Genomic DNA, 25,381 nt, shown 5'->3' on the forward strand with positions numbered 1-25,381 from the left:
TCAGTATTGGTGACAGACCACCACAAGTATCCAACCTCAATTCTGTTCACAAGACCATCGTTGATGTTCTCGGCGAGCGATACCGTCGAATTTATTCTTAAAGTAGGTGCGGAATGACGGTTCAATGTTTCCGCGAACAAGATTGGGCGTATTGCCAACGATAACAACATGAAAACCGAGGAATTCGGCGAATACTATCTGGATAAATCGCGCTATAGCAACAAGCAGGTTGAGGCTTTCCGCTACAACGATAAGGCACTGGAAAAGTTCAATGACATCCTGCTTGCGGAGTTGGAGGCGGCAAACAGCGGACTCGTATAGCTAGGGGGTATGTGCGGAAGAACCCGCATTCCACAAGGGCTACAGCGATTTTGTGCAAGGCAACAATCGAAATCTACCATCCCATTGACGCAAGGAGAACCCATGCGCTATAGCCACTCTGCATCTGCAAATTCAGGTGCCGGGATTGTCACCCCGATGAATAAACCGCGCCAATAGACACGCCGCGAGCGTGTTTTTTTATTGGCCCCAGCCAAGTCACATATCAATGGTGGCTCAGGTGGGGGAACCGAAAGGTTCGCCGGGGTACACCGGTATTGCGAACCCCGCTTGGGCTACCACCAGTGATTCGCAACTCTGATGGTAGCGTTACCCAAATGTACCATTGGAGGTCATCATGACCATTCATACCAGCCTTTCTACACCCAAAGTCACCATCCACAACGGTAAAGCGATCACCACTACCGAAGATGTAGCTCTTTACTTCGAGAAACAGCACCACCACGTCGTACAGAAGCTAGAATCCCTCGATTGCTCGCCAGAATTTACCATCCGCAACTTTTCGCGAATGGTCAAAGATAAAGCAATTGGTAGTGGAGCGACACGCGAGGTCGTCTACTACGAAATGACTAAGGACGGTTTTGTCTTCCTCGTTATGGGCTTCACTGGCAAGAAAGCCGCAGCGTTCAAGGAAGCTTACATTGCGGAGTTTAACCGCATGGAAGAGCGGCTTCACGGCGCAGTTGCTGTCAGTGGTGTAACCAATGAAATCCTGCTTACCCTTCAAGACAATAAAGTCATCAGCTCCCGGCCAATTGCTGACAACGAATGTGTTGCCAGCCTCGATACATTGTTCGAGATTGCGCGTCGAGCTGACTATCTCGTCATACACAAAGACGACCTGATTAAAAAGCTCGATAGCTAATCCAGTAATTCCGCCCCGGGATCGTGCCGGGGTTCCATTAATCACATTAACTTGTGAGAGGTTTACTCATGCAAAATTTAACCATTGCACAAACATTAACCATGTCCAGCCTTGAAATCGCGGAGCTGGTTAACAAACGTCACGACAACGTAAAACGGACTATCGAAACGCTGATTAGCAAGGGCGTAATCACTTCTCCTCAAATTGAGGAAAAGCCCACCGCAGGCCGCCCAACGGCAGTTTATATGTTTGAGGGCGAACAGGGGAAGCGCGATAGCATTATCGTCGTCGCTCAACTCTGCCCTGAGTTCACCGCCCGTCTGGTTGACCGCTGGCAAGAGCTGGAAAAACAGTTAGCCATCCCTGCCGACCCCATTCAGATGCTCAACGACCCGGCGGCCATGCGCGGCATCCTGCTTACCTACACCGAAAAGGTTATCGCCCTTGAAAGCAAAGTTGAGGAGATGGCCCCAGACGTGAAAGCCCTGCACCGCATCGCAAAATCTGACGGCGGCATATGCATCACCAACGCTGCCAAGGAGTTGCAGGTACGCCCCAAAGACCTGTTCGCCTTTCTGCGTGAGCGTGGCTGGATTTATCGCCGTATCGGTGTCAAGAACTAGATAGCCTACCAGAGCAAAATCCAGTCAGGCTACCTCGAGCATAAAATTTCACTTATCCCCTGTGACGACGGCACCGACAAAATCCGCGAGCAGGTGCTGGTGATACCGAAGGGACTGGCGAAGCTGTCTCAAGCGTTCTGCCTCGAACCGGCGTAATTAAATGTCCTTTCACCGCCCCGGTAATACACCGGGGTTACATTTTCTTCATCGTTTTTACTAACGAGGACTTTACTTATGCAAAATTTAATATCTGAACATATTTTAACCATGTCCAGCCGTGAGATTGCCGAACTGACAGGCAAGACGCATACGACGAACCGGTTATTTATCAATACGGCTTTCCCCTCTACTGGCGCATGTTATCCAAAGATAACGGCCTGAGCTGGAAGACCATGAGCCATGCAAAATACGACACCCAAATAGCAATATAATCACAGGAGCACACCATGAATTATGCATTCGCGGGTCATGCTGCCCTCATGGGGAGCTATCACCCGGAAGAAACACACCTGGATAAATGGGTTAAATGGCTGCGAAACGGATACCGAAAGGTTATCGATATCCTTGAGCAGCAAGGCAAACCTCTACGACCTGCCCCAGCACCTTATCAAGGCTGTTACAGCCTGAAATCACCTGCATCACTGCACACCCTGTCTGCAACCTTCACTGTACCGTTTCTGAGATTCACAAATCCCCCCCTGCCACCATGACAAATGGCGCAGCGGCTTAATTTTAGCAGAGGTAACCATCATGGAGGCGTATCCATTTACGCTAAGTAAAGCATGTACTTTTCTTGGTATTTCTCGGCCAACAGCAAAGAGTTGGATCAGCTCTGGACGGCTTGTTGCCACCCGCAAAAATCCCTCCAAGCCTAAGTCGCCTTATCTCATTACTCCGCAGGCATGTCTTGCGGCCCTTAATAATCCGTTGCACACTGTCGCTGTGAGCGCGGTTGATGCACCATGAGGAGAACAAAGCGTGTCATTATTCCGCAGAGGTAACGTCTGGTATGCGAGCTACTCGCTTCCAGGCGGCAAGCGAATTAAAGAGTCTCTTGGAACAACGGAAAAAAGAGAGGCGCAGGAGTTACACGACAAACGAAAGTCAGAGTTATGGCGAATAGACAAGCTGTGTGAATCACCCGATATTACTTTTGAACAAGCATGTATACGCTGGATAGAAGAGAAAGGTGATAAAAAATCAATAGCTGATGATGAAAGCCGGATAGGATTCTGGCTATCACATTTTGAAGGGATGCGCTTACGCGATATCACAGAGGCTAAGATCTATTCAGCTGTGAACAAAATGGTTAATCGCAGACATAAAGAGAACTGGCGTATCATGGCAGAGTCTGTGCGCCGAAAAGGTAAACAACCTCCTCCATACGTTCCTCAGTTTGCGGCAACAGCGACAAAGGCAACTCATCTGGCTTTTATCAAAGTGTTACTACGAACTGCTGAACGAGAATGGAAATGGTTGGATAGAGCACCAACAATTAAAGTACCTCAACCAAAAAACCGACGTATCAGATGGATTGAGCCTTCGGAGGCTGAACGTCTTATTGACGAATGCCCCGAGCCACTAAAATCAGTTGTCAGGTTTGCACTATCAACAGGGCTACGTCGCTCAAACATTATAAATCTTGAGTGGCAACAAATCGATATGCAGCGGCGGGTAGCATGAATTAATCCAGAAGACAGTAAATCCGGACGAGCCATTGGCATTGCACTTAATGATACAGCCTGCAAAGTACTACGCGATCAGATTGGGCGACACAATAAATGGGTTTTCGTCTATACAGAGCAATCGACAAAGCCCGATGGCACCAAAACGGAATCAGTCAGAAAAATGCGCAGTGATGCAAATACAGCATGGAGAGCAGCGTTAAAGCGGGCAGGTATCGTAGATTTCCGTTTTCACGACCTCCGACACACTTGGGCTAGCTGGTTAGTTCAAGCTGGTGTATCACTATCTGTCTTACAAGAGATGGGAGGATGGGAATCTATTGAAATGGTTCGCAGATATGCACACCTAGCACCGAATCATTTAACTGAGCACGCTAAGCAAATAGACGCCATTTTTAATAAGCATGTCCCAAATTTGTCCCACAGTAGTAAACATGATGACATCAAAAGCTCTTAACCCATTGATTTTACTGGTGCCGATAGTAGGAGTCGAACCTACGACCTTCGCATTACGAATGCGCTGCTCTACCAACTGAGCTATATCGGCCCTGAGACACGTCAGTGGACACTGACGGTGGACTACGGGGTGACAAAGTAGTGAAATCACCGCAGCAAGTCAATAGCTTTGCCGTCCGTTTGCTGGTTTTGTAAACGACCGGAGGAATAACAGGATTCTCTCATTATTTTCACTGCTAATAACGGAGAATCCTATAACTTTCAGGCTTAAGTCAGCCATCAGGCGCGGATTAAATCTTCGCCGTAACCAATCCACTTGTAGGTAGTCAAGGCTTCCAGCCCCATCGGGCCGCGCGCGTGCAGTTTCTGCGTGCTCACCGCCATTTCGGCGCCCAAGCCAAACTGTCCGCCATCGGTAAAGCGGGTGCTGGCATTGACGTACACCGCCGAGGAATCCACCTCGCGCACAAAGCGTTCCGCATTGCTGATGGAGCGCGTCAAAATGGCATCGGAATGCTGCGTGCCGTGTTCACGAATATGAGCAATGGCAGCATCCATGTCGTCCACCAGTGCCACGTTGAGGTCGTTAGAAAGCCATTCGTCATCGTAGTCCTTGGCCTCCACTGCAACTACGTTGGCAGGCCCACTTTGCAGCGTGACCAGGGCTTCTGGGCTGGCGTGCAACGTCACCCCCTCTTGTGCCATTTTCTCGCTCAGTGCAGGCAGGAACTGCGCGGCAATGGCGCGATGAATCAGCAGCGTTTCCAGGCTGTTGCATGCGCTCGGGCGCTGTACCTTGGCGCTTTCAATAACGGTCAGCGCTTTGGCGAAATCAATGCTCTCATCGGCAAAAATATGGCACACGCCAATCCCGCCCGTGATCACCGGAATGGTCGATTGCTCGCGGCACAGTTTATGCAGCCCGGCACCACCGCGCGGGATCAGCATATCCACGTAGCGATCCAGTTTAAGCAGTTGATTGACCAGCTCTCTGTCTGGGCTTTCAATCGCCTGAACCGCAGCAGCGGGCAGTCCACTCTGCGCCAGTGCGCGTTGAATCACGCTCACCGTGGCTGCATTGGTACGATAAGTCTCTTTGCCGCCGCGCAGAATCACCGCGTTACCGGTTTTCAGGCACAGGCTGGCGACGTCCACCGTCACATTCGGGCGCGCTTCATAGATAACGCCCACCACGCCCAGCGGCACGCGACGGCGTTCCAGTTTCAATCCATTATCCAGCAGGCGGCCATCAATCACCTCACCCATCGGGTCATTCAGGCGGCAAACCTGGCGCACATCATCAGCAATAGCGCTCAAACGCTGCGGCGTGAGCCGTAACCGGTCTTGTAACGCGGCGCTCATGCCGTTTTGCCGTGCGTCTGCCAGGTCCAGTGCGTTAGCGGCCAGAATCTCTGCGCTTTCTGCTTCCAGCAGGTCAGCAATCACGTTCAGCGCCTGGTTCTTCTGCACCGTACTCAGCACCGACAGGTGATAGGAGGCTTGTTTAGCCACTTTGCCCATTTTTTCCAGCATGGCGTGCTCCTTAATTGATAATCATGTCGTCGCGATGAACGGCCACCGGGCCATATTCATACCCAAGGATATCGGCAATCTGCTGCGAGTGATGCCCGGCGATCATGCGTAGCGCATCACTGTTGTAACGGGTTACCGCATGCGCCAAATCGCGCCCGGACAGCGTACAAACGCGGATGACCTCACCGCGAGAAAAGTTACCCTTCACTTCGCGAATGCCTTTTGGCAACAGAGAGCTGCCACGTTCAACGATCGCGGAAAGCGCACCGTCATCAATGGTGATTTCACCCGCCGGCGGCGCACCGAAGATCTAGTGTTTGCGGCTTTCCAGCGGTGCTTCCACGGCGTGAAAACGGGTACCGACCGACACGTTGCCAATCACATCGCCAATCACATCGCCAATCACATCGCCAATCACATCGCCAATCACATCGGCGCGATTGCCTGCGGCAATGATCACATCAATCCCGGCACGGCAGGCTACGTCGGCAGCCTGCAATTTGGTCGACATACCGCCCGTGCCAAGTCCGGAAACGCTGCCACCGGCAATCAGCCGCAGTTCGTCGGTAATGCCTTCCACTTCCCGGATCAATTCCGCCTCCGGGTTGGAACGGGGATCGGCGGTAAACAGGCCAGCCTGATCGGTCAGCAACAGCAGCTTGTCCGCATCTGCCAATATCGCGGCGAGTGCCGACAGGTTGTCGTTATCGCCAACCTTGATTTCGGCGGTGGCTACCGCATCGTTCTCATTAATCACCGGAACAATACGGTTATCCAGCAATGCACGCAGCGTGTCGCGGGCGTTGAGGAAACGTTCTCTGTCTTCCAGATCCGCGCGCGTCAGCAACATTTGACCAATATGGATGCCGTAAATAGAAAACAGTTGTTCCCACAGCTGAATCAAACGGCTCTGCCCTACCGCGGCCAACAGTTGTTTGGTGGCGATGGTGGCAGGCAATTCCGGATAGCCCAAATGCTCGCGCCCAGCGGCAATCGCCCCAGACGTCACAATCACAATACGGTGTCCGGCCGCGTGCTGCTGTGCACACTGGCGAACCAATTCAACAATATGGGCACGGTTCAAGCGACGCGATCCGCCGGTCAACACGCTGGTACCCAATTTCACAACCAAAGTCTGGCTGCCACTCATGATTAATCTGCCGTTAATGTTGGTCAAAACACGAAATAGTGAAAACGTTGCCACAAAGCACGTTCATAATGGCAACAGAGATTACGCGAATTTGCCACGCTCCCGCAAACGGTAACGCGGCGCAGACTCAAAAGAGAGGCTTCACGGTCGCTCGGTGAACGTCAAGGCTGGTTCCAAAGAGTGTAATAACTTTTCCAGACGCGTATGAAACTGCCGTTGCGTCTCCTGCACTTTCGTCAGCACTTCGGTATCCTTAATGTTCTCTTCTTGCCAACGGCCCGTTTTATCGTACAAGCCAGTATGGTAGGAATAAACGAGCGTCTGTTCCTGGGCTTCCAACTGGAGCCACCATCCCCAGAATTCCCGTTTTTCCGGCACAGGTTTCACACTAACGCATACCGCCAGGCAATCAAAGAAAAAACGTTCGTTGTCTCACTGATTCTCGCGTAGATAGGGCCCCAATGAGGCAAAACTTTTCATGAGCCGGGCTTTCGGGTGTCCACTCGGTAATGTCATCGGTTTACTCCTCAGGTTGAAGCTTCTCTTTTAACAGATGGCAACAATAAATTAAACCGCTACGCTTCAGGTTATTCTTTCTTTGTGAGTCCGATGCTTAGGCGTTCAGCGCGCCCTTTAGCCAATCGCTGATATGGCCCAATGCCTGATGAAAATTACGGTATATCGGCGCCGCCTTGATGGGCAACAATTTACCGTTGGTGGACGAGTTGACGATCAGGCTCGCTTCTTCTTTCGGGCACAGCAGGTCATTATCCCAATAGCCCGCCAGCATTGGTGTCGGGCAACGGTGGCCCAGTAGCCCCTGCGTTTTAAGCGAGTAGCGACCCAGTTCCGTTTTCAGCGCTGCGTCGGTGGCATTCGCCATACCAAGGCGACTGACCAGCACGTCCATATACATATCCGGCACCTGATGTTGGCGCTGCGTATCACACAGCAAATGGTGCACAATGGGGCCAAGCGTTGCGACACCGCGCAAACGGCCCGGATCCAGATAGGCCAGCCGCACCGCGATATTGGCGCCGAAACGAAAGCCAAAGGCACCAACGCGACAGTTATCGACCCAGGGGATATCAGGCAGTGCGCGCAACACCTGTCGGTGCAGGAAACTGCTGTCTTCACTTAGCTTCCAGCGCGATGAAAAGCCTACCGACGGCACATCAATGGTCAGCATAGCCATACCGGCCGGAGCCAGGTAGTCGCAGAACAGGTGATAATAGTCGCTTTGCAGCATATCGAGCGTGCCACACATCAGCACGGTCGGGAACGGTGCTGAGCCCTGCTCAGGCAAGTGCAAAAAGCCGCGCAGATTGCCGCCACCTTCGATGGGAAAATCCAGCGCTTTTAACTGATACGGCAGATAGTTAGCCGCTTCTTCATAGGCGCGGTTTGCCAGCGTTTGTGCCTGCTCCGCCAGTTCGTCCCCTTTGATATAGGGATAAGCCGCAATGCTGTAGAGATTGGCCGCATTCAGCCAATAGTGGCCATCGTGCTGAGTCTCTTCGCTTTCCATCGCTTTGGTTTGCCAGGCGGCCCCCTGCTTGGCCCACTCGTAAATCCAGTTGCCGCTGCGGTAACCCACCACGGTATCCAGAAAATGTTCATTGCTGCGTTTAGCAGTGCTGACCGTAATCCGTGCCAGCACTTCTTCGATTTCACGTGGATCGACACCGCGCCAGATCCACATCAAGCGGTTCAGTGTGCGATACCAGTGTTTTGAATACCGCCCTTCCAGCGCGGAATGGCGTTCAACGTCTTCATGGTGGCGAGCGCGCCTGACCAACGTTGATGTCTCTTGATGTTTGAACGAGGGTTTAAACAGTGTCTCAGAGAGATTGGCTTGAACCACGGCAGTCTCCTAGATACGGCATGATTGAGAACACGAAAACGCACGGCAGATGCGCATCGGAATGAAAGTGCTGCACAGGCTTCTTTGAGCCTTTAAAAAAATTGCCCGGCGCAAAGCCGAGCAATTAACATAACATTAGTTAGCGTCTGAACGCTATGCCAGAAGGCGATTACCGTCCGGCTAAGGGCGGAACAAACACCACGCCCATGTCCCACGGTTGCTCAATCCAGGTGTCCTGCGGGATATCAACCACGTAATCATCAACCAGCGGGCGTCCGGCAGGCTTGGCGAAAATGGTGATAAAATGCGCTTTCGGATACATATTGCGAATCGCTTTCGCCGTTCCCCCGGTATCCACCAGATCGTCTATCACGATAAACCCTTCACCGTCTCCCTCGGCACGTTTCAGGACAGTCAGCTCACGCTGGTTATCGTGGTCATAGCTGGAGATACACACGGTATCCACATGACGGATGCCTAATTCACGCGCCAGCAGTGCACCGGGAACCAACCCGCCACGGCTAACGGCAATAATGCCTTTCCATTGTTCGGCTGGCAGCAAACGCTGCGCCAGTTTACGGGCATGAATTTGCAACATATCCCAGGTGACGACGTACTTTTCGCTCATAAAAACCTATCCTGACCAACGTTAAATTGGCTTAATTCGAGTCTGAGGGGGGAAAAGGTTGCGCGAGATTATAGATAGCCGCCAGCATAAAAACCAGTATTTATCCACGTAATCGCTGCATACCTCTTGCTTTTGCCCTCGAATTGCCGGGTAAAGACACCCTAGCACAAAGCTGAAAATAACGGCCATACCGGTTACTTAGCGCAAAGTATCAATTCGATATTCTGAAATTTTCATCTTATAAAGCATAAAATGCCATGACCATCGGTAATACAAATTGAAGATACATCAAAAGATAAGGAAAGTGATATTCTGTCACTGACGTGCCGATTGCGGCGGCACAACCCGAAACGTTTAACTTGCAGTCCTTACGCACCTGATGCGCAGACGGGTCTGCTAACGAGGAGACGCTAATCGTGTCTGAACTGTCTCAACTTGCTCCCCAGCCTTTATGGGATATTTTTGCCACCATCTGTTCCATTCCCCATCCTTCTTACCATGAAGAGGCGTTGGCGCAGCACATTTTAGCCTGGGCCAAAGGGCGTAATATTCACGCCGAGCGCGATGCAGTAGGAAATATCCTGCTGCGTAAAGCAGCAACGCCGGGGCTGGAAAACCGCAAAGCGGTAGTATTGCAGGCGCACCTGGATATGGTGCCGCAGAAAAACAATGACACCGTACACGATTTTACCACTGACCCTATCCAACCTTATGTGGATGGCGACTGGGTCAAAGCACGCGGCACTACGCTGGGTGCGGATAACGGTATTGGTATGGCATCCGCGCTGGCGGTGCTGGCAGACGATCGCGTGAAACATGGCCCGCTGGAAGTGCTGCTGACCATGACGGAAGAATCCGGTATGGATGGCGCCTTCGGTTTGCAGCCCAACTGGTTGCAGGGCGATATTTTGATCAACACCGATTCAGAAGAAGAAGGTGAAGTGTACATGGGCTGCGCCGGCGGGATCGATTTTATCACCCGTCTGCCGCTGACGCGCGAAGCACTGCCCGCAGGTCTTTCCACCTTCAAACTGACGTTGAAAGGGCTAAAAGGCGGCCACTCCGGCTGCGATATTCATTTGGGTCTGGGTAATGCCAATAAGCTGCTGGCACGTTTTCTGTTCCAGCACGCCGCGAAAACGGATATTCGCGTGCTGGATTTAAATGGCGGCACCCTGCGTAACGCCATTCCGCGTGAGGTCTTCACCACGCTGGTCGTTCCGGCGGGCAACGTCGCCACGCTGAAAACGCTGGCAGAGCAGTATCTGGCGACGTTGCAACACGAACTGGCTGCCGTGGAGAAAAACCTGACGCTGGTTCTGGAAGAAACCTCCAGCGATGCCCAGCCGCTCACCGCCGAATCCCGCGATCGCCTGCTGGCTTTGCTGAATTCCACCCCGAATGGCGTCATTCGTATGAGTGATGAAGTCAAAGGCGTGGTAGAAACCTCGCTCAATCTGGGCGTGGTCACCATGAACGCAGAACAGGCAGAAATCGTCTGCTTGATCCGTTCGCTGATCGACAGCGGTAAAGATGCCGTGGTCGGAACGTTGACGGCGTTGGGTCAGTTAGCGGGCGCTCACACCGCACCGAAAGGCGGCTACCCGGGCTGGAAACCGGATGCCCATTCACCGGTGATGCAACTGGTGCGTGAGACTTACCAGAAACTGTTCGACACCACGCCGAACGTCATGGTTATTCACGCCGGGCTTGAGTGTGGGTTATTTAAAAAGCCCTACCCGAACATGGACATGGTTTCCATTGGGCCCACCATTACCGGACCGCATTCACCCGATGAACAAGTGCACGTCGCAAGCGTAGGCCGCTACTGGCAACTGCTGACAGCGCTGCTGGCAGCTATCCCAGAAAAAGCGTAATCAAGGCGCGCCGGGGTATTTACTGCCACCGGCGCGTCAGTGACTTCACTTCCCATTACTCCAAATTCAGCAGCAGTTGGCGTTCCATTTTCGGATCAAGCAAAGTAACGTGTAACCCAACCAACCTGACGCCTCGCGTCTGACGCCGTTCTTCCCAGGTTTGCCGTGCCAACCGCAGCAGATCCTGCTTATTCAGTTCAGGCCATACGTGTTCCTGCGTGGTCTGGCAAAAATCATCAAACTTCAGTTTTACGCCCTGACGGGCGATATGCAGGTCTGGTTTCACGCGCCGCAGGCGCAATTCCAGTTCCTGATAGAGTTGTTCCACCAGCCCCTCGCACTCATGCCAATGGTGGATATCGGCAGCCAGCGTCTTTTCCACACCCACAGATTTACGCAAACGATCGGGAGAAACCGCACGCTCGTCAATGCCATGGCAGCGCTCCCATAGCACACGGCCAAATTTGCCAAACTGGCGCAGCAATTCGGCCAAATCGTACTGCCTCACATCTGCGCAAGTGTGCAAGCCCTTCTCTTCCAACCGTTTTGCCGTCACCTTACCCACGCCCGGGATTTTTTCCAACGGCAACGCCAGCAGGAAGGCGTCCATGTTGTTAGGGGTAATCACAAACTGGCCGTTAGGCTTATTCTGTTCCGATGCCACTTTGGCAAGAAACTTGATGGGAGCCACGCCCGCAGATGCCGTGAGCTGTAACTCATTGGCGATTGTCTGGCGAATATCCTGAGCAATCAGCGTCGCAGAACCGTTACACAGCGGGCTGTCTGTCACATCCAGATAGGCTTCATCCAACGAAAGGGGTTCGATCAACGTAGTGTAGCGGGAAAAAATATCGCGAATCAGGCGCGAGGTGGCTTTGTACACCTCCATACGCCCCGGCAGAAGCTTAAGCTGAGGGCACAAGCGCAATGCGGTCGCCGTCGCCATGGCGCTGTGTACGCCGTAGCGGCGGGCGGGATAGTTGGCGGTGCTGATCACGCCCCGTCGATCCGCACTGCCGCCAATCGCCAGAGGAATATCGCGCAGGCGCGGATTATCATGCATTTCAATGGCGGCATAGAAGCAATCCATATCGACATGAATAATTTTACGCATACGCCCTCCAATAACTGTACAAAAATACAGTAACAAAAACAGTATGCAAGCAAGATTAACGCGGCGTAGGCCCATCTCCGGTATCAGCAGGAATCAACATCACCAGTTTGAATTCCTGATGCAATGCCGGATGAAAAGTCTGCTGCTGATAAGTGATCTCCTGACCTGTGGTGGCGTGATGAAAGCGCCGCTCGCCGCCTTCGCGCGCCATCACCGCTTGTTGTGTCCACCAGCGTTCGAAATCACGACTATCCCGACATAATTGCATGACCAGCTCGCGCATCAGCTCATGGGAATAATGGCTCGATTCGGCACGAAACTCCGCCACCACACGGCGAGCGCGCTCGGGCCAATCCACCACCAGTTGCTTTGCCAGCGGGTGAACAAACATGAAGCGCAGCAGGTTAGGTTGCGGCTCCTCACCTAACCAGCCGCGAAACAGCGCCTGTGCCTGCGCATTCCAGTCCAGCACATTCCACACGCCATCCAGCAGATAAGCCGGGCAATTCATGTACCGTAACGCAGCCGTCACCTGTGTGCCCAAAGGCAAAGCCTCTGGCTGCTTATCCGGATCTTTAACATTCGCCAGGTTAAACAAATATTCACGCCCTGCGGGAGCAAGCTGTAACGCCACAGCCAATCGCGCTAGCGCGGCAGGAGAGACGGAGACCTCACGCCCCTGTTCTATCCAGGTGTACCAGGTGGTGCTGATGCGGCTCAGCTGCGCTAACTCTTCACGGCGCAAGCCGCTGGTGCGTCGCCGCCCTGCAACGGGTAGCCCGACTCTCTCCGGGGCGAGCATTTCACGTTGTGCACGCAAAAAAGCGCCCAATGCCTTTGGACCACTCAGTGAGCCATTACTCATGTTCTTTTGACCGTGTTGGTAAGCAATACGTTGGTTAATGCGAATCGTGTTAATCAAACTAGCACTATTTTATACCAGTATAAATGTTCATATTATACCCGTATCAGAGGCTGCCTATAGTAACAACAACTCGGGTCATTCAGGTCGACGTAGCGCTGCGTCTTACCTTCGCCAACAGCATGAGAGCCATGATGAAAACTACACCGAATCACCATCAGCACGTCGTTGAACAATTTGGCGCACAGGCGCAGCACTATTTAAACAGCGCGGTACACGCGCAAGGCAAAGATCTCACCTGGCTGGCAGAGCGCCTTGCCGCGTTTCCCGATGCACACATTATCGATGTGGGGTGTGGCGCAGGCCATGCCAGCTTTGTTGCAGCGCAGCAGGTCGCCCGCGTGACGGCATACGATCTTTCGACGGAGATGCTGAACGTCGTGGCGCAGACGGCACAGTAGAGGGGGCTGAACAACATCCACACCCAACATGGCCCTGCGGAGTCTCTGCCCTTTGCCAGCGCCAGCGCCGATGTGGTCATTAGCCGCTATTCAGCACATCACTGGCACGACGTAGGGCGGGCATTACGTGAAATACAGCGCGTGTTGAAGCCGGGAGGCACCGTGATCCTGATGGATGTGGTTTCGCCGGGCCATCCGGTGCTGGATATCTACCTGCAAACGGTGGAAATGCTGCGTGATACTTCACATGTGCGTAACTACGCGCCGGGTGAGTGGATGACGCTGCTGACCGAAGCGGGTTTTGCCATACGTCAGCTTCAGGCGGACAAACTGCCGCTGGAGTTCAGCAGTTGGATTGCCCGCATGCGCACACCGCCGCATTTCTCCACCGCGATCCTGGCGCTGCAAAAAACCTTGTCCACAGAGGTCATCGACTATTTTGCGATTCAAGCCGATGGATCGTTCAGCACGGATATCATGACCATTGAAGCGCAACGCGCATAAATAGGGCTGACACATCAGGTGACAATGTTTTTTCCTGTCAATACGCTTGTAGAAACGCAGAGAAAAAGCAGTGTCACCGTTTTCTTAACGTAAAAATGCCGTTTTGCCGCTTTTCTCGCTTGATAAAAATAAACGCAATGATAATGTGGCTGCGCCTGCTTCACAAAAGATGAGCAGGGCAGCGGCTATCGTTTGTCACACAGCTTTTACCATCAGGATTAATAATGCAAAAAATCGCGCTGTCTATTGCGATGTTGTTTTTTTTGCCATCCGTCGTTGTTACCAGTGTCGCCAGTGAACCGGCTCCCATAGCAAAAGAATTAAAACAACAATTATTAGGTTCACCGATCTATATTCAGATCTTCAAAGAAGAGCGGATACTGGAACTGTACGCCAAGGTAGGAAATGAATATCGCCTGCTGGAACACTATCCCATCTGCAAATATTCCGGCGGATTAGGGCCCAAGCGTGTCGAGGGCGATCTGAAAAGCCCGGAAGGCTTCTATCAGGTTGATCTGCGGCAGTTAAAACCCGATAGCCATTACTACAAAGCGATCAACATTGGTTTTCCTAATGAATACGATCGGACGCAAGGCTCTTCCGGTCGCTATTTGATGATTCACGGTGAATGCGTCTCTGTTGGCTGTTATGCCATGACCAACAACTATATCGACGAAATTTACCGTTACGCCGAAGCGGCGTTGCGTAATGGACAAACCAAAATTGATTTGGCGATATATCCTTTCCGTATGACGGAAACCAACATGCAGCGCCACCGTAATTCCACGTATAACAGTTTCTGGCGCCAACTTCAGCCGGGCTATGCGTATTTCAATCAGAATTATCAGCCACCGTTAATCACGATAAATAACGGACAGTATGTGGTTAACCCATCCGTTATCAGCAGTGAAAAACCCTCACGCTACGCGTTCACCCAAACAAAATAACACGAACTCACCTGGCATAATTTGATGCCAGGTTTCATTCCCTGTCAGCGGCTGCGTCGCCAGCACGTTCACCACATCGTTGGGCGTCGTTTGCTGCTGAAAATCGATTTCCACGTCCTGATCCAATAACGTTGCCTTGCCAAAAGGCGCACGCCGCGTGATCCAGTACAGCTTGGTGGAGCAGTATCCCATCACAAAACGTCCGTCAGAGAGCAGCATGTTGAACACGCCTTTACCTCTCAGCACATCGGCTTGCGATGCGATAAAGCGGAACACCGCAGGCCAACTGGCGTGCGAGCGTGGGTAACGCTGCGCCAACTGATTGAGCAGCCAGCAGAAAGCGTACTCGCTGTCCGTTTGTCCCACGGGGCGGAAATGGCCGGTTTTCAGCCCGCGATACCCCTTCAACTGACCGTTATGGGCGAACGTCCAGTTACGCCCCCACAGCTCGCGGGTAAAGGGGTGGGTATTTTCCAGCGTGACCGCGCCGCGATTCGCCTGACGAATGTGCGACACCACCGCGCAGGATTTGATCGGATATTCCTGCACCAAGCGGGCAATAGGAGAGTTGAAACTCGGCAACGGATCTTTGAACGTGCGACAACCATTGCCTTCGTAGAAGGTAATGCCCCAGCCATCTTTGTGTGGCCCGGTGCCGCCGCCGCGCTGTATAAGCCCGGTAAAACTGAAACAAATATCCGTCGGAACGTTTGCGCTCATCCCAAGCAGTTCACACATGTCCCCTCCTACTCCCTACTACTAGCAACCTGGCGAGATTACTGCCCTTTTGCCATTTCTTTTTCGACTAACTGAATCAGGATATGAATCGCTTTAATATGCACTTCCTGAATACGGTCAGCGTAACCAAAGTGCGGTACGCGAATTTCGACATCCGCGGTGCCCGCCATTTTGCCGCCATCTTTACCCGTCAGGGTGATGACCTTCATCCCTTTGGCGCAAGCGGCATCAATGGCTTTGATGATATTACCGGAATTACCCGAAGTGGAAATCCCGAGCAGCACATCCCCTTCACGCCCCAACGACTCTACGTAGCGAGAAAACACGAAATCGTAGCCAAAATCATTGCTCACGCAGGAGAGATGGCTGGGATCGGAGATAGCAATCGCCGGATAACCAGGGCGGTTCTCACGATAACGACCGGTCAATTCTTCGGCAAAATGCATCGCGTCGCAGTGTGAACCGCCATTGCCGCAGGAAATCACTTTGCCACCCGCCTTGAACGCATCAGCCAGCAGCACCGCAGCATTCTGGATCGACTGAATGTTCGCGTCGTCACTCAGAAAAGCGTCCAGCGTAGCCGCAGCCTCTTTCAGTTCACTACGGATTAAGTCCCGATACATAGGATCCTCTCGTTTTGTTCGGTAACAGGCGATAACTCTGCATCGCACGGGAGGTGCGCGCAGAGGGAATGCTGGCAGTGTAACGGATCGTGGAAACTGCGAGAAGTACGCTATGTCGCAATCAAGACAATTGCTGATGTTTATCACTACCGGGGTAAAAACACACCAGTTTGTGAGTTAAGTTGTAATTGCGTTGTAAATAAATTGATAAAAAAGACGCGATGCACTACACACTATACACATACAGGTCAGACCTCTTAGCAGATGTTTGCCGTAGTGATAACAGGAATGAGTGGGATGCGCGCAGGCGCAACGTGAACGGATCGGATTAACGGCCGATGACAACTCTGGAGACGAAATATGGTCGCAGTCAGTATTCTTGTTTTGCTGATAATGGTGGGAGCCCTGTTTTATCACCGGGTGAATCTGCCGCTCAGCGCCGCGTTGCTCGTGGCCTACTTCGCGTTGATGGGTGCTGGTGGGCTGTGGTCCTACTGGTTGTTGTTGTTGCCGCTGCTGGTGGTGCTGGCGCCACTGGTAGTGACCGCGCTGCTCCAAAAGGCACTGTCGGCCCCTGCCCTGAGGGTGTTTAAGAAGGTGATGCCCGCCATGTCAAATACCGAGAAAGAGGCCATCAACGCCGGGACTACCTGGTGGGAAGGCGAACTGTTGCAACATTACGGCACTGAAGATCAGAAAGATCACTACCTGCCACGTCTGGCGCGGCCAGGAAATTCCTTGTTTTGCACTCACCAGCCCGGAAGCGGGCTCCGATGCGGGCTCGATTCCTGATGTCGGCATTGTGTGCTACGGCGAATGGCAAGGTGAGCAAGTGCTGGGTATGCGTTTAACCTGGAACAAACGCTATATCACGTTGGCACCGATTGCGACCGTGCTTGGGCTGGCATTCAAGCTGCACGATCCCGATCACCTGCTGGGAGACGAAGACGATATCGGTATTACCTGTGCGCTGATCCCGACCAGCACGCCCGGCGTACAAATTGGTCGCCGCCACTTCCCGCTTAATGTGCCGTTCTAAAACGGCCCGACGCAAGGAGAAAACATTTTCGTGCCGCTCGATTACATTATCGGCGGACCCAAAATGGCCGGTCAGGGCTGGCGTATGCTGATGGAATGCCTGTCGGTGGGGCGCGGTATTACTCTGCCGTCCAACTCGACGGGGGGGCATGAAATCCATTGCGCTGGCAACCGGGGCTTATGCGCACCTGCGCCGCCCGCCAGTTCAAAATCTCCATCGGTAAAATGGAAGGGATTGAAGAACCGCTGGCGCGTATCGCAGGCAACACCTACGTCATGGATGCCGCCGCGACGCTGGTGACCGTAGGTATCATGCAAGGTGCCAAACCGGCGGTGCTCTCCGCCATCGTGAAATATCACTGTACCCATCGCGGCCAGCGCGCCACGCTGGATGCCATGGACATCACCGGCGGTAAAGGCATCTGCCTTGGCCCTTCCAACTTCGTGGCGCGCAGCTATCAGGGCTCCCCCATCGCGATTACCGTTGAAGGGGCTAATATCCTGACGCGCAGCATGATTATCTTTGGGCAGGGTGCGATTCGCTGCCATCCCTATGTGCTCAAAGAGATGGCGGCTGCGCAGGACGACAACCTGACCAGCTTCGATCGCGCACTGTTTGGCCATATCGGGCATGTCGGCATCAATCTGGCTCGTAGCCTGTGGCTGGGACTCAGCAATGGGCATTTGAGTCATGCACCGACCAAAGATGCTACCCGCCACTACTATCAGCGGATGAATCGCCTGAGTGCTAACCTGGCTCTGCTGGCGGATGTGTCGATGGCGGTGCTGGGCGGCGATTTGAAACGTCGGGAACGCATCTCCGCTCGGTTGGGTGATGTGTTGAGCTAACTTTATCTCGCCTCAGCAACGCTGAAACGCTTTGACGATGAAGGCCGCCAGCAGGCTGACCTGTCTCTGGTGCACTGGGGCGTGCAAGATAGCCTGCACCAGGCCGAAGTGGCCTTGAACGATCTGCTGCGCAACTTCCCGAACCGGACGGTTGCGGCAACCATGCGCATCGCGCTATTCCCGCTGGGTCAGGTCAGCCCAGCGCCGAGCGATCGTCTGGATCATCATGTCGCCAAGCTGCTGCAAACGCCAAGTGCCACACGCAGCCGGTTAGGACGCGGTCAATACCTGGCGGCCAGCGAACACAACCCGGTGGGCCTGCTGGAACAGTCGTTGCTGGATGTGATGGCCGCCGAACCGATCCACCAGCGGCTGTCGAAAGCGCTGGGTAAATCTCTGCCGTTCATGCGACTCGATCGGTTAGCAGAGTAAGCCTTGGCAGAAGGCGATATCACCGCAGAAGAAGCGCAGATATTGATCCGAGCCGAAGCGAGCCGATTGCGCGCCATCAATGTGGATGATTTTGCGCCAGAGGCACTGGCTGCTCAGGAACCACAGGCCAAACCCGCAACCAAAAAATCCGTGGCTGTCGCCTGATAATCCGCCGGGCTGCCCTCGCAGTCCGGCGTTTTCCTTTGTTCGCCCTTGTACCTAAATTACCTCACTGAACGTATCATTATCCTGCTCAGTATCTGCGCGGAGTTTGAAGCGCCTCCGAGAAACCCAAGGCCATTGCCCGGATAATTCCTCTTTTAGCTGAGAGGAAAGGATCGATGAACACCCGTTTCAGTGGGTTACGTGCTGGGCTCAGTTGGATGTACCCGCGCCGTCTACGCAACCAGCTTATTATGATTGCGGTGTTCATGGTCACGATCCCCACCCTCACCATTGGCTACGTGGTAGAAACCGAGGGCCGGGCGGCACTGCTGCAAGAGAAAGAGAAAAAACTCTCTGCCATTACCCATCTGCTGGATGAAGCACTGGGGGACAGGTTCACGCATTTTGCCACCCTCCCTCATGCCGAGCGTATTCAAGCGCTCAATCAGGAGTTAGCCCCCATCACCGAGAGGATCACGCGCGCCTTTAACGGCGTCGGCGCAGGCTATTACCACCGCGCACTGGACGCCATCATCACCTATGCGCCTTCGGCACAGTTCCAGTCCAACATCGGTGTCACGATCAACGCCGACCACCCCGGCAGAGAGGTGATGTCCAGCAACCAGCCCAAGGTCTATTCCGGCAAGCAGGTGCGTGGCAACATCATGAATTCCATGCAGCCTATCACCCGCGATGGCAATGTCATCGGTTATATCTGGGCCAACGAGCTGTCTGAAGATATCAGCCAGCAGGCGCGGCGCATGGATATCAATATTGTCTCGGTGCTGGCACTGGGTTTGCTAGTGAGCCTGTGCCTGATCATTCTGCTCTCTCGCCGTTTCAGTACCAGTATTGACGTGATTACTCATGGGCTGGAGGATCTGGCGCAGAATCTGAATACCCGGCTACCGTCATTATCGGGAGATTTGGGGAAAATCTCGCGCAGTGTCAACGCGTTGGCGCAGGCGTTACGCGAAACCAAAACCCTCAACGATCTGATCATCGAAAGTGCCGCCGACGGCGTGATCGCCGTGGACAAACACGGCAATGTGACCACGATCAACCCTGCCGCTCAGGAGATCACCGGCTATCGGCAGGATGAGTTACTGGGCCAGCCGTATGCCAAAATATTCTCCAACACGCATTTCGACAGCCCGGTGCTGGATACGCTGCAAAAAGGCACCGAACACGTGGCGCTGGAGGTGAGTTTTCCCGCCCGGAATCGCACCATTGAACTGAGTGTGACCACCAGCCAGATCCATAACGCCCATAATGAACTGATCGGCGCGTTGGTGATCTTCTCCGATCTCACGGCACGTAAAGAGGTGCAACGGCGGCTGGCGCAAACGGAGCGGCTGGCGACACTGGGCGAACTGATGGCGGGCGTCGCCCACGAGGTGCGTAACCCGCTGACGGCCATCAAAGGCTACGTACAGATCCTCAAGCAGCAGGACACGGACCCGATCCATCAGGAATATATCGCCATCATCCTGAAAGAGACCTATTCCATTAACCGGGTGATTCAGCAACTGCTCGATTTCGCCCGCCCGCGTCAGGGCTATTGGCAGTTGGTTAGCCTGAACCAGCTTATCGAAGAGTGTCTGGTATTGATCCAAACCACCGGACTGCAAGCCCGCATTGACGTAAGCAAAGATTTGGCGCCTGACCTCGAAGAGATCGAAGCCGACGGCGAACTGCTGCGGCAAGTGATCCTCAACATATTGATCAATGCGGTACAGGCCATCAGCGCACGCGGGCAAATCCACATTCGAACCTGGCAAGTAGATGATGCACGCCAGGCGGTCACCATCCGCAACACTGGCTGCGGTATTCCCGAGCACCACAAAAACAAGATTTTCGATCCCTTTTTCACCCCCAAAGCGTCGGGCACCGGCCTCGGGTTAGCGCTGAGCCAGCGCATTATCAATGCGCATCAGGGAGACATTCAGCTTAGCAGCGATCCTGAGCACGGCACCGCCTTTACCCTTTTGCTACCGATTCACCATCAGGGAAATACGCCGCAATGAAACAGACTTACAGTATCCTGATCGTCGATGATGAAGAGAATGTACGCCGTATGCTCACCACGGCGTTTTCGCTTGCCGGTCAGCAAACATTTTGTGCCAGCGATGGCCGCGAAGCGGTGCGGACCTTTATCGATCACACGCCGGACGTGGTATTGATGGACATCCGTATGCCGCGACTCAACGGCATCGAAGCGCTGCAACAGATGCTCCAGCATCACCCTAAAACGCCCATCATTCTGATGACGGCCTACGCCGCCGTGGAAACCACCGTTGAAGCGTTGCGCCACGGTGCATTCGATTACGTGATCAAACCCTTCGATCTCGATGAACTGACGCTCATCATTCAGCGTGCACTGCAACTCCAGGCGATGAAGCAGGAGATTCGCCATTTGCATCAGGCGCTGAGCGACAGTTGGCAATGGGGGCACATACTGACCAACAGCCCGCGGATGATGGAGATCTGCCGCGACACGGCCAAGATCGCACTCAGTCAGGCCAGTGTGTTGATCAGCGGTGAAAGCGGCACGGGCAAAGAGCTGATCGCCCGCGCCATTCACTACAACAGCCGGCGAGCCAACGGACCCTTTATCAAAATCAACTGCGCGGTGCTGCCAGAATCGTTACTGGAAAGCGAACTGTTCGGTCATGAGAAAGGGGCCTTTACTGGTGCTCAGGTGCAACGGCAAGGACTCTTTGAGCGCGCCCATCAGGGGACACTGCTGCTGGATGAAGTGGGCGAAATGCCGCTTAATTTACAGGTAAAACTGCTGCGCGTTTTGCAAGAACGCGAGTTTAAACGGGTGGGTGGGCACAACACGGTGAAAGTGGATATCCGTATCATTGCCGCCACTAACCGCAACCTCGCCGCCATGGTCGATAGCGGTGATTTCCGTCAGGATCTGTTTTATCGCCTCAACGTGATCCATCTGGAAATCCCCCCGTTACGCGAACGTCAGCACGACATTCCGCTGCTAGCCAACCATTTTCTGCAAAAGTTCTGTGCGGAAAATCAGCGTGAAATCATCGATATCGATCCGGCCGCGCTGGCGGTTCTGCAAGCCTGGCACTGGCCTGGCAATATTAGAGAGTTATCGAATGTGATTGAGCGTGCGGTGATCATGAGCACCGGCGTGTTGGTTTTCGCCGACGATCTGCCCGCACAGCTGCATTGTGCAGCCACCAGCGCCGATGGAGAAAAGCCGCCGCTGTCATTCACTCAAGGGGAATCCAGCCTGAAAGAAGAGATCAAGCGCTACGAAAAGCAGGTGATTATCTCCACGCTGGAAAAACATCAGGGCAATCGCACCCACAGCGCATTGCAGCTGGGTATCAGCCGCCGGGCGCTGATGTATAAACTGCAAGAATACGGCATAGAAACCCTTCTTCCGAAAACGGACGCCTGACCCCTTTAGCCTGAGAAGGAATTTGCGCACTGTGCAAATTCCTTCTCACTTCCCACCGCCTGCCTGGCATCGTTCACAGCGAAAAGAACAAAAACAACTCATTGAAAAACATCATAAATAAAAATTTTATTGCCTGAAAAACACAGCTGACACCCGCCTTGCTATTACCTGCCCGTACCCACTTCGGCGTATACAAAGGGAAAAATAATGAAAGATAAACATCTTACCTTACCGCAGGCTAGCCGCTTGTTCCGTGATGGCATGACCATCATGGTGGGCGGTTTTATGGGAATTGGCACGCCCCCCCGTCTGGTTAATGCGTTACTCGATTCCGGCGTGCGCGACTTGACGCTGATCGCCAACGACACCGCGTTCATCGATACCGGCATTGGCCCACTGATTGTCAACGGCCGGGTGAAGAAAGTGATCGCCTCACACATCGGCACCAACCCGGAAACTGGCCGCCGCATGATTAACGGCGAAATGGAAGTGCAATTGGTCCCGCAGGGAACCCTCATCGAACAGATCCGCTGCGGCGGTGCCGGACTGGGCGGCGTGCTTACCCCAACAGGCGTCGGCACCGTGGTGGAAGAAGGCAAACAGCGCATCACGCTGGATAACGTTACCTATCTGCTGGAACGCCCATTACGCGCAGATTTGGTACTGATTCGCGCCCATCAGGCCGATGCGCTCGGCAATCTGACTTACCAACTCAGCGCCAGAAACTTCAACCCGCTGCTGGCTCTCGCCGCAGATATCACGCTGGTCGAACCGGATGAACTGGTCGCTATCGGCGACATCGCGCCGGATCGGGTGATCACGCCCGGTGCTCTGATTGATTACATCATTACCCCCGAGGAGCGTTAATCATGGATGCCAAACAACGTATTGCGCGCCGCGTGGCGCAAGAACTGCAAGATGGCGATGTGGTCAATCTGGGGATTGGTCTGCCGACGCAGGTGGCTAACTATCTGCCGGAAGGCATTGATATCACTCTGCAATCAGAAAATGGTTTTCTCGGCCTTGGCCCGATAACCGAGCCGCACCCCGATCTGGTCAACGCCGGCGGGCAACCCTGCGGTATTCTGCCCGGCGCAGCGATGTTCGACAGCGCGTTCTCCTTTGCCCTGATCCGCGGCGGTCACGTGGATGCCTGCGTGCTGGGTGGCCTGCAAGTGGATGAAGAGGCCAATCTGGCCAACTGGGTCGTCCCCGGTAAGATGGTGCCCGGCATGGGCGGTGCGATGGATTTGGTTACCGGCGCGAAGAAAGTGATCATCGCCATGGAACACTGCGCCAAAGACGGCACCGCCAAAATACTTAAACGCTGCACTATGCCGCTGACCGCACAGCATGCCGTCCATATGCTGGTCACTGAATTGGCCGTGTTCCGTTTTATTAACGGTGCCATGTGGCTCACCGAAATCGCACCGGGTCATGACGTGGACACATCTGCTTTGCACCAGAAGGACACGCCAGCGTTCTGCGCCACAGCGAGCTGCGCCAACGCGCTATCGCGGTCTCTTCCTTCGGCAAGACCTACCACATGACTGGTTGGAAAGTGGGTTATTGCATTGCGCCTGAGGCCATCAGTGCAGAAATTCGCAAAGTACACCAGTACCTCACGTTCTCCGTCAATACGCCGGCACAATTAGCCATAGCCGATATGCTGCGCCATGCGCCAGAGCACTGGCAGGAACTGCCGGAATTCTATCGGGCACGCCGTGATTTTCTGGTCAATGCGCTCTCCGCCAGCAGTTTTGAAGTGCTCCCCTGTGAAGGAACTTACTTCCTGCTGGCGGATTACAGTGCCATTTCTGATCTTGATGATGTCACCTTCTGTCGCTGGCTGACGGAACACGCTGGCGTGGCGGCGATCCCACTCTCGGTTTTCTGCGCCGACCTCTTCCCACACAAATTGATTCGGCTATGCTTTGCTAAACAGGAATCTACCTTGCAAGCGGCAGCGGAGCGCTTATGTCGACTTTAACTATCACGCTACTACAACAGCCCCTGGTATGGCTTGATGGGCCAGCCAACCTGAGCCATTTCGATGCCGAGTTGGAAACGGTGCGCGGCAGCGATCTTATCGTGCTGCCAGAAATGTTTACCACCGGATTCTCCATGAATGCCGCGGGCAAGGGGCTGTCACAATCGGTGGTGGAAACCTGGCTGCAAGAGTGGGCCAAAGAGACCAATGCACTTGTCGGCGGCAGCATTGCTGTTTCCACGCCCAAAGGCGCAGTAAACCGCTTTGTGCTGGTTTCACCGCTGGGCGACGTTTACCACTATGACAAACGCCACCTGTTTCGCATGGCCAATGAGCACCACCATTTTGAAGCCGGACATGAACGCCTGATTATCGAATGGCGTGGCTGGCGGATATTGCCGCAGATTTGCTATGACCTGCGTTTCCCGGTGTGGTCACGCAACCGCCAGGATTACGAGCTGGCGTTGTACGTAGCGAACTGGCCCGCCCCGCGCGCTCACCATTGGCGTACGCTGCTCGCGGCGCGCGCGATTGAAAATCAGGCCTACGTAGCAGGATGCAACCGTGTCGGCGCTGATGGCAACGATCACAGTTATCAGGGTGACAGCCAGATAATCAACCCGCTGGGTGAGATCGTCGCACGTGCGCCAGAGAACCAGCCCGCGCAAATCAGCGCAGAGCTGTCGCTGGAAGCGCTGCAAAGCTACCGTGAAGCGTTTCCGGCATGGCGTGATGCGGACAGATTTACACTGTAGTCAGTGAGACGGCACAGGCTGCTATTTCTCTTAGGTATTTGGGGTTGACCTCCCGCGTTGAATGGCGCTGAGGAAAAGGATGACGCCAGGATGAGCAGCATGGATGCTGCGAAAGCCAGCGCCGCGTCTGGAACGCGTCGCTGGCGGTCCGTCCGGCGGCAGCGTTTTCCGAAGGTATCGCGTAGCGACGGCATTGCGCAAATAGCCTGGGGTCGAGGGGAATGGGCGATTGCATTCCCCTCGTCGGGCGCGTGCTACGCGAGTGGCAGAGATAAACGACACATTTTCGCGCACGAAACCCTACGCAAACGTAGCATAAAAGCACCTGATGTGTACTAGCTCAGACCTGATCTGACAGTTACCGGTTATTTATACAGGTGTCTGTCAGATTAAATCTGGTTCAGATTTTTTTCTGCCCAGACCCGTTTACCATCAAGTAATGTTGCCATTGGC

General features: G+C 53.8%; 20 protein-coding genes, 1 tRNA gene and 8 pseudogenes. 19 read left to right on the top strand and 10 right to left on the bottom strand.

Annotated features, from left to right (window positions below; translation table 11 throughout):
• The first annotated feature begins 168 nt into the window (after positions 1–168).
• The 9 genes and pseudogenes from ACTBDZ_RS05025 (at position 169) to ACTBDZ_RS05065 (ending at position 3,969) form a co-directional block, all read left to right on the top strand.
• The gene (locus ACTBDZ_RS05025; RefSeq protein ID WP_438814486.1) at positions 169–321 is read left to right on the top strand and encodes a hypothetical protein; all 153 of its coding nucleotides are present in this window, start codon (positions 169–171) and stop codon (positions 319–321) included.
• Positions 322–547: 226 nt separating this feature from the next.
• Positions 548–640, top strand: a complete 93-nt coding sequence (locus ACTBDZ_RS05030; RefSeq protein WP_438814487.1) for a hypothetical protein — start codon at positions 548–550, stop codon at positions 638–640.
• A 36-nt stretch (positions 641–676) separates the two neighbouring features.
• A complete protein-coding gene (locus ACTBDZ_RS05035; RefSeq protein WP_438814488.1) occupies positions 677–1,204 on the top strand; it encodes a Rha family transcriptional regulator in 528 nt (175 codons plus the stop codon).
• A gap of 68 nt (positions 1,205–1,272) precedes the next feature.
• A pseudogene (locus ACTBDZ_RS05040) lies at positions 1,273–1,555 on the top strand (Rha family transcriptional regulator); the annotation flags it as partial.
• A pseudogene (locus tag ACTBDZ_RS05045) lies at positions 1,546–1,983 on the top strand (phage antirepressor KilAC domain-containing protein). The pseudogenes ACTBDZ_RS05040 and ACTBDZ_RS05045, both read left to right, overlap by 10 nt.
• Before the next feature lie 167 nt (positions 1,984–2,150).
• Positions 2,151–2,258 carry a ParE family toxin-like protein gene (locus ACTBDZ_RS05050; protein WP_438814504.1) on the top strand — a complete coding sequence of 36 codons (108 nt, stop codon included), beginning with the start codon at positions 2,151–2,153 and terminating at the stop codon, positions 2,256–2,258.
• A gap of 15 nt (positions 2,259–2,273) precedes the next feature.
• A complete protein-coding gene (locus tag ACTBDZ_RS05055) occupies positions 2,274–2,537 on the top strand; it encodes a protease FtsH-inhibitory lysogeny factor CIII (protein WP_438814489.1) in 264 nt (87 codons plus the stop codon).
• Between the two features lie 40 nt (positions 2,538–2,577).
• The gene (locus ACTBDZ_RS05060; protein ID WP_438814490.1) at positions 2,578–2,793 is read left to right on the top strand and encodes a helix-turn-helix domain-containing protein; all 216 of its coding nucleotides are present in this window, start codon (positions 2,578–2,580) and stop codon (positions 2,791–2,793) included.
• A gap of 12 nt (positions 2,794–2,805) precedes the next feature.
• Positions 2,806–3,969 (top strand): annotated as a pseudogene (locus ACTBDZ_RS05065) (tyrosine-type recombinase/integrase).
• A gap of 14 nt (positions 3,970–3,983) precedes the next feature.
• Here the strand turns inward: ACTBDZ_RS05065 and ACTBDZ_RS05070 are convergent.
• The 6 genes and pseudogenes from ACTBDZ_RS05070 to gpt all read right to left on the bottom strand — a co-directional run bounded on the left by ACTBDZ_RS05070 (position 3,984) and on the right by gpt (position 9,143).
• Positions 3,984–4,059: transfer RNA gene (locus ACTBDZ_RS05070), tRNA-Thr, on the bottom strand.
• A gap of 188 nt (positions 4,060–4,247) precedes the next feature.
• Positions 4,248–5,501 (bottom strand): glutamate-5-semialdehyde dehydrogenase, encoded by a 1,254-nt coding sequence (proA, locus tag ACTBDZ_RS05075; protein ID WP_438814491.1) that lies wholly within the window; start codon positions 5,499–5,501, stop codon positions 4,248–4,250.
• 10 nt (positions 5,502–5,511) lie between these two features.
• Positions 5,512–6,651: pseudogene (proB, locus tag ACTBDZ_RS05080) on the bottom strand (glutamate 5-kinase).
• Between the two features lie 141 nt (positions 6,652–6,792).
• Positions 6,793–7,167: pseudogene (gene crl, locus ACTBDZ_RS05085) on the bottom strand (sigma factor-binding protein Crl).
• A gap of 97 nt (positions 7,168–7,264) precedes the next feature.
• Positions 7,265–8,515: an esterase FrsA gene (gene frsA / locus ACTBDZ_RS05090; protein WP_438814492.1), complete on the bottom strand. Its 1,251-nt coding sequence runs from the start codon at positions 8,513–8,515 to the stop codon at positions 7,265–7,267.
• A gap of 169 nt (positions 8,516–8,684) precedes the next feature.
• Positions 8,685–9,143 (bottom strand): xanthine phosphoribosyltransferase, encoded by a 459-nt coding sequence (gene gpt / locus ACTBDZ_RS05095; RefSeq protein ID WP_438814493.1) that lies wholly within the window; start codon positions 9,141–9,143, stop codon positions 8,685–8,687.
• A 416-nt stretch (positions 9,144–9,559) separates the two neighbouring features.
• Between gpt and pepD the strand changes: the two genes are divergently transcribed.
• Positions 9,560–11,020 (top strand): beta-Ala-His dipeptidase, encoded by a 1,461-nt coding sequence (gene pepD / locus ACTBDZ_RS05100; RefSeq protein ID WP_438814494.1) that lies wholly within the window; start codon positions 9,560–9,562, stop codon positions 11,018–11,020.
• Positions 11,021–11,075: 55 nt separating this feature from the next.
• Here the strand turns inward: pepD and dinB are convergent, their stop codons facing one another.
• The gene (dinB, locus tag ACTBDZ_RS05105) at positions 11,076–12,134 is read right to left on the bottom strand and encodes a DNA polymerase IV (protein WP_438814495.1); all 1,059 of its coding nucleotides are present in this window, start codon (positions 12,132–12,134) and stop codon (positions 11,076–11,078) included.
• A 55-nt stretch (positions 12,135–12,189) separates the two neighbouring features.
• Complete coding sequence (locus tag ACTBDZ_RS05110; RefSeq protein WP_438814505.1) at positions 12,190–12,999, bottom strand: helix-turn-helix transcriptional regulator; 810 nt, start codon at positions 12,997–12,999, stop codon at positions 12,190–12,192.
• Between the two features lie 191 nt (positions 13,000–13,190).
• Here ACTBDZ_RS05110 and ACTBDZ_RS05115 point away from each other — a divergent pair.
• Positions 13,191–13,961 (top strand): annotated as a pseudogene (locus ACTBDZ_RS05115) (class I SAM-dependent methyltransferase).
• Positions 13,962–14,185: 224 nt separating this feature from the next.
• On the top strand, positions 14,186–14,908 hold the full coding sequence (gene dpaA / locus ACTBDZ_RS05120) for a peptidoglycan meso-diaminopimelic acid protein amidase (RefSeq protein WP_438814496.1): 723 nt from the start codon (positions 14,186–14,188) through the stop codon (positions 14,906–14,908).
• Here the strand turns inward: dpaA and ACTBDZ_RS05125 are convergent.
• Both ACTBDZ_RS05125 and lpcA read right to left on the bottom strand, forming a co-directional pair.
• Positions 14,879–15,646 (bottom strand): class II glutamine amidotransferase, encoded by a 768-nt coding sequence (locus tag ACTBDZ_RS05125; RefSeq protein WP_438814497.1) that lies wholly within the window; start codon positions 15,644–15,646, stop codon positions 14,879–14,881. The genes dpaA and ACTBDZ_RS05125 overlap by 30 nt on opposite strands.
• 38 nt (positions 15,647–15,684) lie before the next feature.
• Positions 15,685–16,269, bottom strand: coding sequence for a D-sedoheptulose 7-phosphate isomerase (lpcA, locus tag ACTBDZ_RS05130; RefSeq protein WP_438814498.1), 585 nt, complete (start codon positions 16,267–16,269; stop codon positions 15,685–15,687).
• A 360-nt stretch (positions 16,270–16,629) separates the two neighbouring features.
• On the opposite strand from lpcA, the pseudogene ACTBDZ_RS05135 reads away from it, so the two are divergent.
• The 7 genes and pseudogenes from ACTBDZ_RS05135 (at position 16,630) to ACTBDZ_RS05165 (ending at position 24,928) form a co-directional block, all read left to right on the top strand.
• Positions 16,630–18,753: pseudogene (locus ACTBDZ_RS05135) on the top strand (acyl-CoA dehydrogenase).
• 176 nt (positions 18,754–18,929) lie between these two features.
• On the top strand, positions 18,930–20,780 hold the full coding sequence (atoS, locus tag ACTBDZ_RS05140; RefSeq protein ID WP_438814499.1) for a two-component system sensor histidine kinase AtoS: 1,851 nt from the start codon (positions 18,930–18,932) through the stop codon (positions 20,778–20,780).
• Positions 20,777–22,183, top strand: coding sequence for an acetoacetate metabolism transcriptional regulator AtoC (atoC, locus tag ACTBDZ_RS05145; RefSeq protein WP_438814500.1), 1,407 nt, complete (start codon positions 20,777–20,779; stop codon positions 22,181–22,183). The genes atoS and atoC overlap by 4 nt, the downstream gene beginning before the upstream one ends.
• A 207-nt stretch (positions 22,184–22,390) precedes the next feature.
• Positions 22,391–23,050, top strand: coding sequence for an acetate CoA-transferase subunit alpha (gene atoD / locus ACTBDZ_RS05150; RefSeq protein ID WP_438814501.1), 660 nt, complete (start codon positions 22,391–22,393; stop codon positions 23,048–23,050).
• Positions 23,051–23,052: 2 nt separating this feature from the next.
• Entirely contained in the window at positions 23,053–23,733 is a 681-nt protein-coding gene (locus tag ACTBDZ_RS05155; protein WP_438814502.1) for a 3-oxoacid CoA-transferase subunit B, read from the top strand.
• Positions 23,631–24,173, top strand: a pseudogene (locus ACTBDZ_RS05160) (aminotransferase class I/II-fold pyridoxal phosphate-dependent enzyme); the annotation flags it as partial. The gene ACTBDZ_RS05155 and the pseudogene ACTBDZ_RS05160, both read left to right, overlap by 103 nt.
• On the top strand, positions 24,161–24,928 hold the full coding sequence (locus ACTBDZ_RS05165) for an amidohydrolase (RefSeq protein WP_438814503.1): 768 nt from the start codon (positions 24,161–24,163) through the stop codon (positions 24,926–24,928). The pseudogene ACTBDZ_RS05160 and the gene ACTBDZ_RS05165, both read left to right, overlap by 13 nt.
• Positions 24,929–25,381 lie beyond the last annotated feature (453 nt).

The organism is Symbiopectobacterium sp., from assembly GCF_051710365.1.
Classification (GTDB): Bacteria; Pseudomonadota; Gammaproteobacteria; order Enterobacterales; family Enterobacteriaceae; genus Symbiopectobacterium.

Excerpts from the sequence above, each read along its gene's own strand:
- ACTBDZ_RS05025 (WP_438814486.1), top strand. The coding sequence starts at position 169 with ATGAAAACCGAGGAATTCGGCGAATACTATCTGGATAAATCGCGCTAT.
- ACTBDZ_RS05030 (WP_438814487.1), top strand. The coding sequence starts at position 548 with ATGGTGGCTCAGGTGGGGGAACCGAAAGGTTCGCCGGGGTACACCGGT.
- ACTBDZ_RS05035 (WP_438814488.1), top strand. The coding sequence starts at position 677 with ATGACCATTCATACCAGCCTTTCTACACCCAAAGTCACCATCCACAAC.
- ACTBDZ_RS05055 (WP_438814489.1), top strand. The coding sequence starts at position 2,274 with ATGAATTATGCATTCGCGGGTCATGCTGCCCTCATGGGGAGCTATCAC.
- ACTBDZ_RS05060 (WP_438814490.1), top strand. The coding sequence starts at position 2,578 with ATGGAGGCGTATCCATTTACGCTAAGTAAAGCATGTACTTTTCTTGGT.
- proA (WP_438814491.1), bottom strand. The coding sequence starts at position 5,501 with ATGCTGGAAAAAATGGGCAAAGTGGCTAAACAAGCCTCCTATCACCTG.
- gpt (WP_438814493.1), bottom strand. The coding sequence starts at position 9,143 with ATGAGCGAAAAGTACGTCGTCACCTGGGATATGTTGCAAATTCATGCC.
- dinB (WP_438814495.1), bottom strand. The coding sequence starts at position 12,134 with ATGCGTAAAATTATTCATGTCGATATGGATTGCTTCTATGCCGCCATT.
- ACTBDZ_RS05110 (WP_438814505.1), bottom strand. The coding sequence starts at position 12,999 with ATGAGTAATGGCTCACTGAGTGGTCCAAAGGCATTGGGCGCTTTTTTG.
- dpaA (WP_438814496.1), top strand. The coding sequence starts at position 14,186 with ATGCAAAAAATCGCGCTGTCTATTGCGATGTTGTTTTTTTTGCCATCC.
- ACTBDZ_RS05125 (WP_438814497.1), bottom strand. The coding sequence starts at position 15,646 with ATGTGTGAACTGCTTGGGATGAGCGCAAACGTTCCGACGGATATTTGT.
- lpcA (WP_438814498.1), bottom strand. The coding sequence starts at position 16,269 with ATGTATCGGGACTTAATCCGTAGTGAACTGAAAGAGGCTGCGGCTACG.
- atoS (WP_438814499.1), top strand. The coding sequence starts at position 18,930 with ATGAACACCCGTTTCAGTGGGTTACGTGCTGGGCTCAGTTGGATGTAC.
- atoC (WP_438814500.1), top strand. The coding sequence starts at position 20,777 with ATGAAACAGACTTACAGTATCCTGATCGTCGATGATGAAGAGAATGTA.
- atoD (WP_438814501.1), top strand. The coding sequence starts at position 22,391 with ATGAAAGATAAACATCTTACCTTACCGCAGGCTAGCCGCTTGTTCCGT.
- ACTBDZ_RS05155 (WP_438814502.1), top strand. The coding sequence starts at position 23,053 with ATGGATGCCAAACAACGTATTGCGCGCCGCGTGGCGCAAGAACTGCAA.
- ACTBDZ_RS05165 (WP_438814503.1), top strand. The coding sequence starts at position 24,161 with ATGTCGACTTTAACTATCACGCTACTACAACAGCCCCTGGTATGGCTT.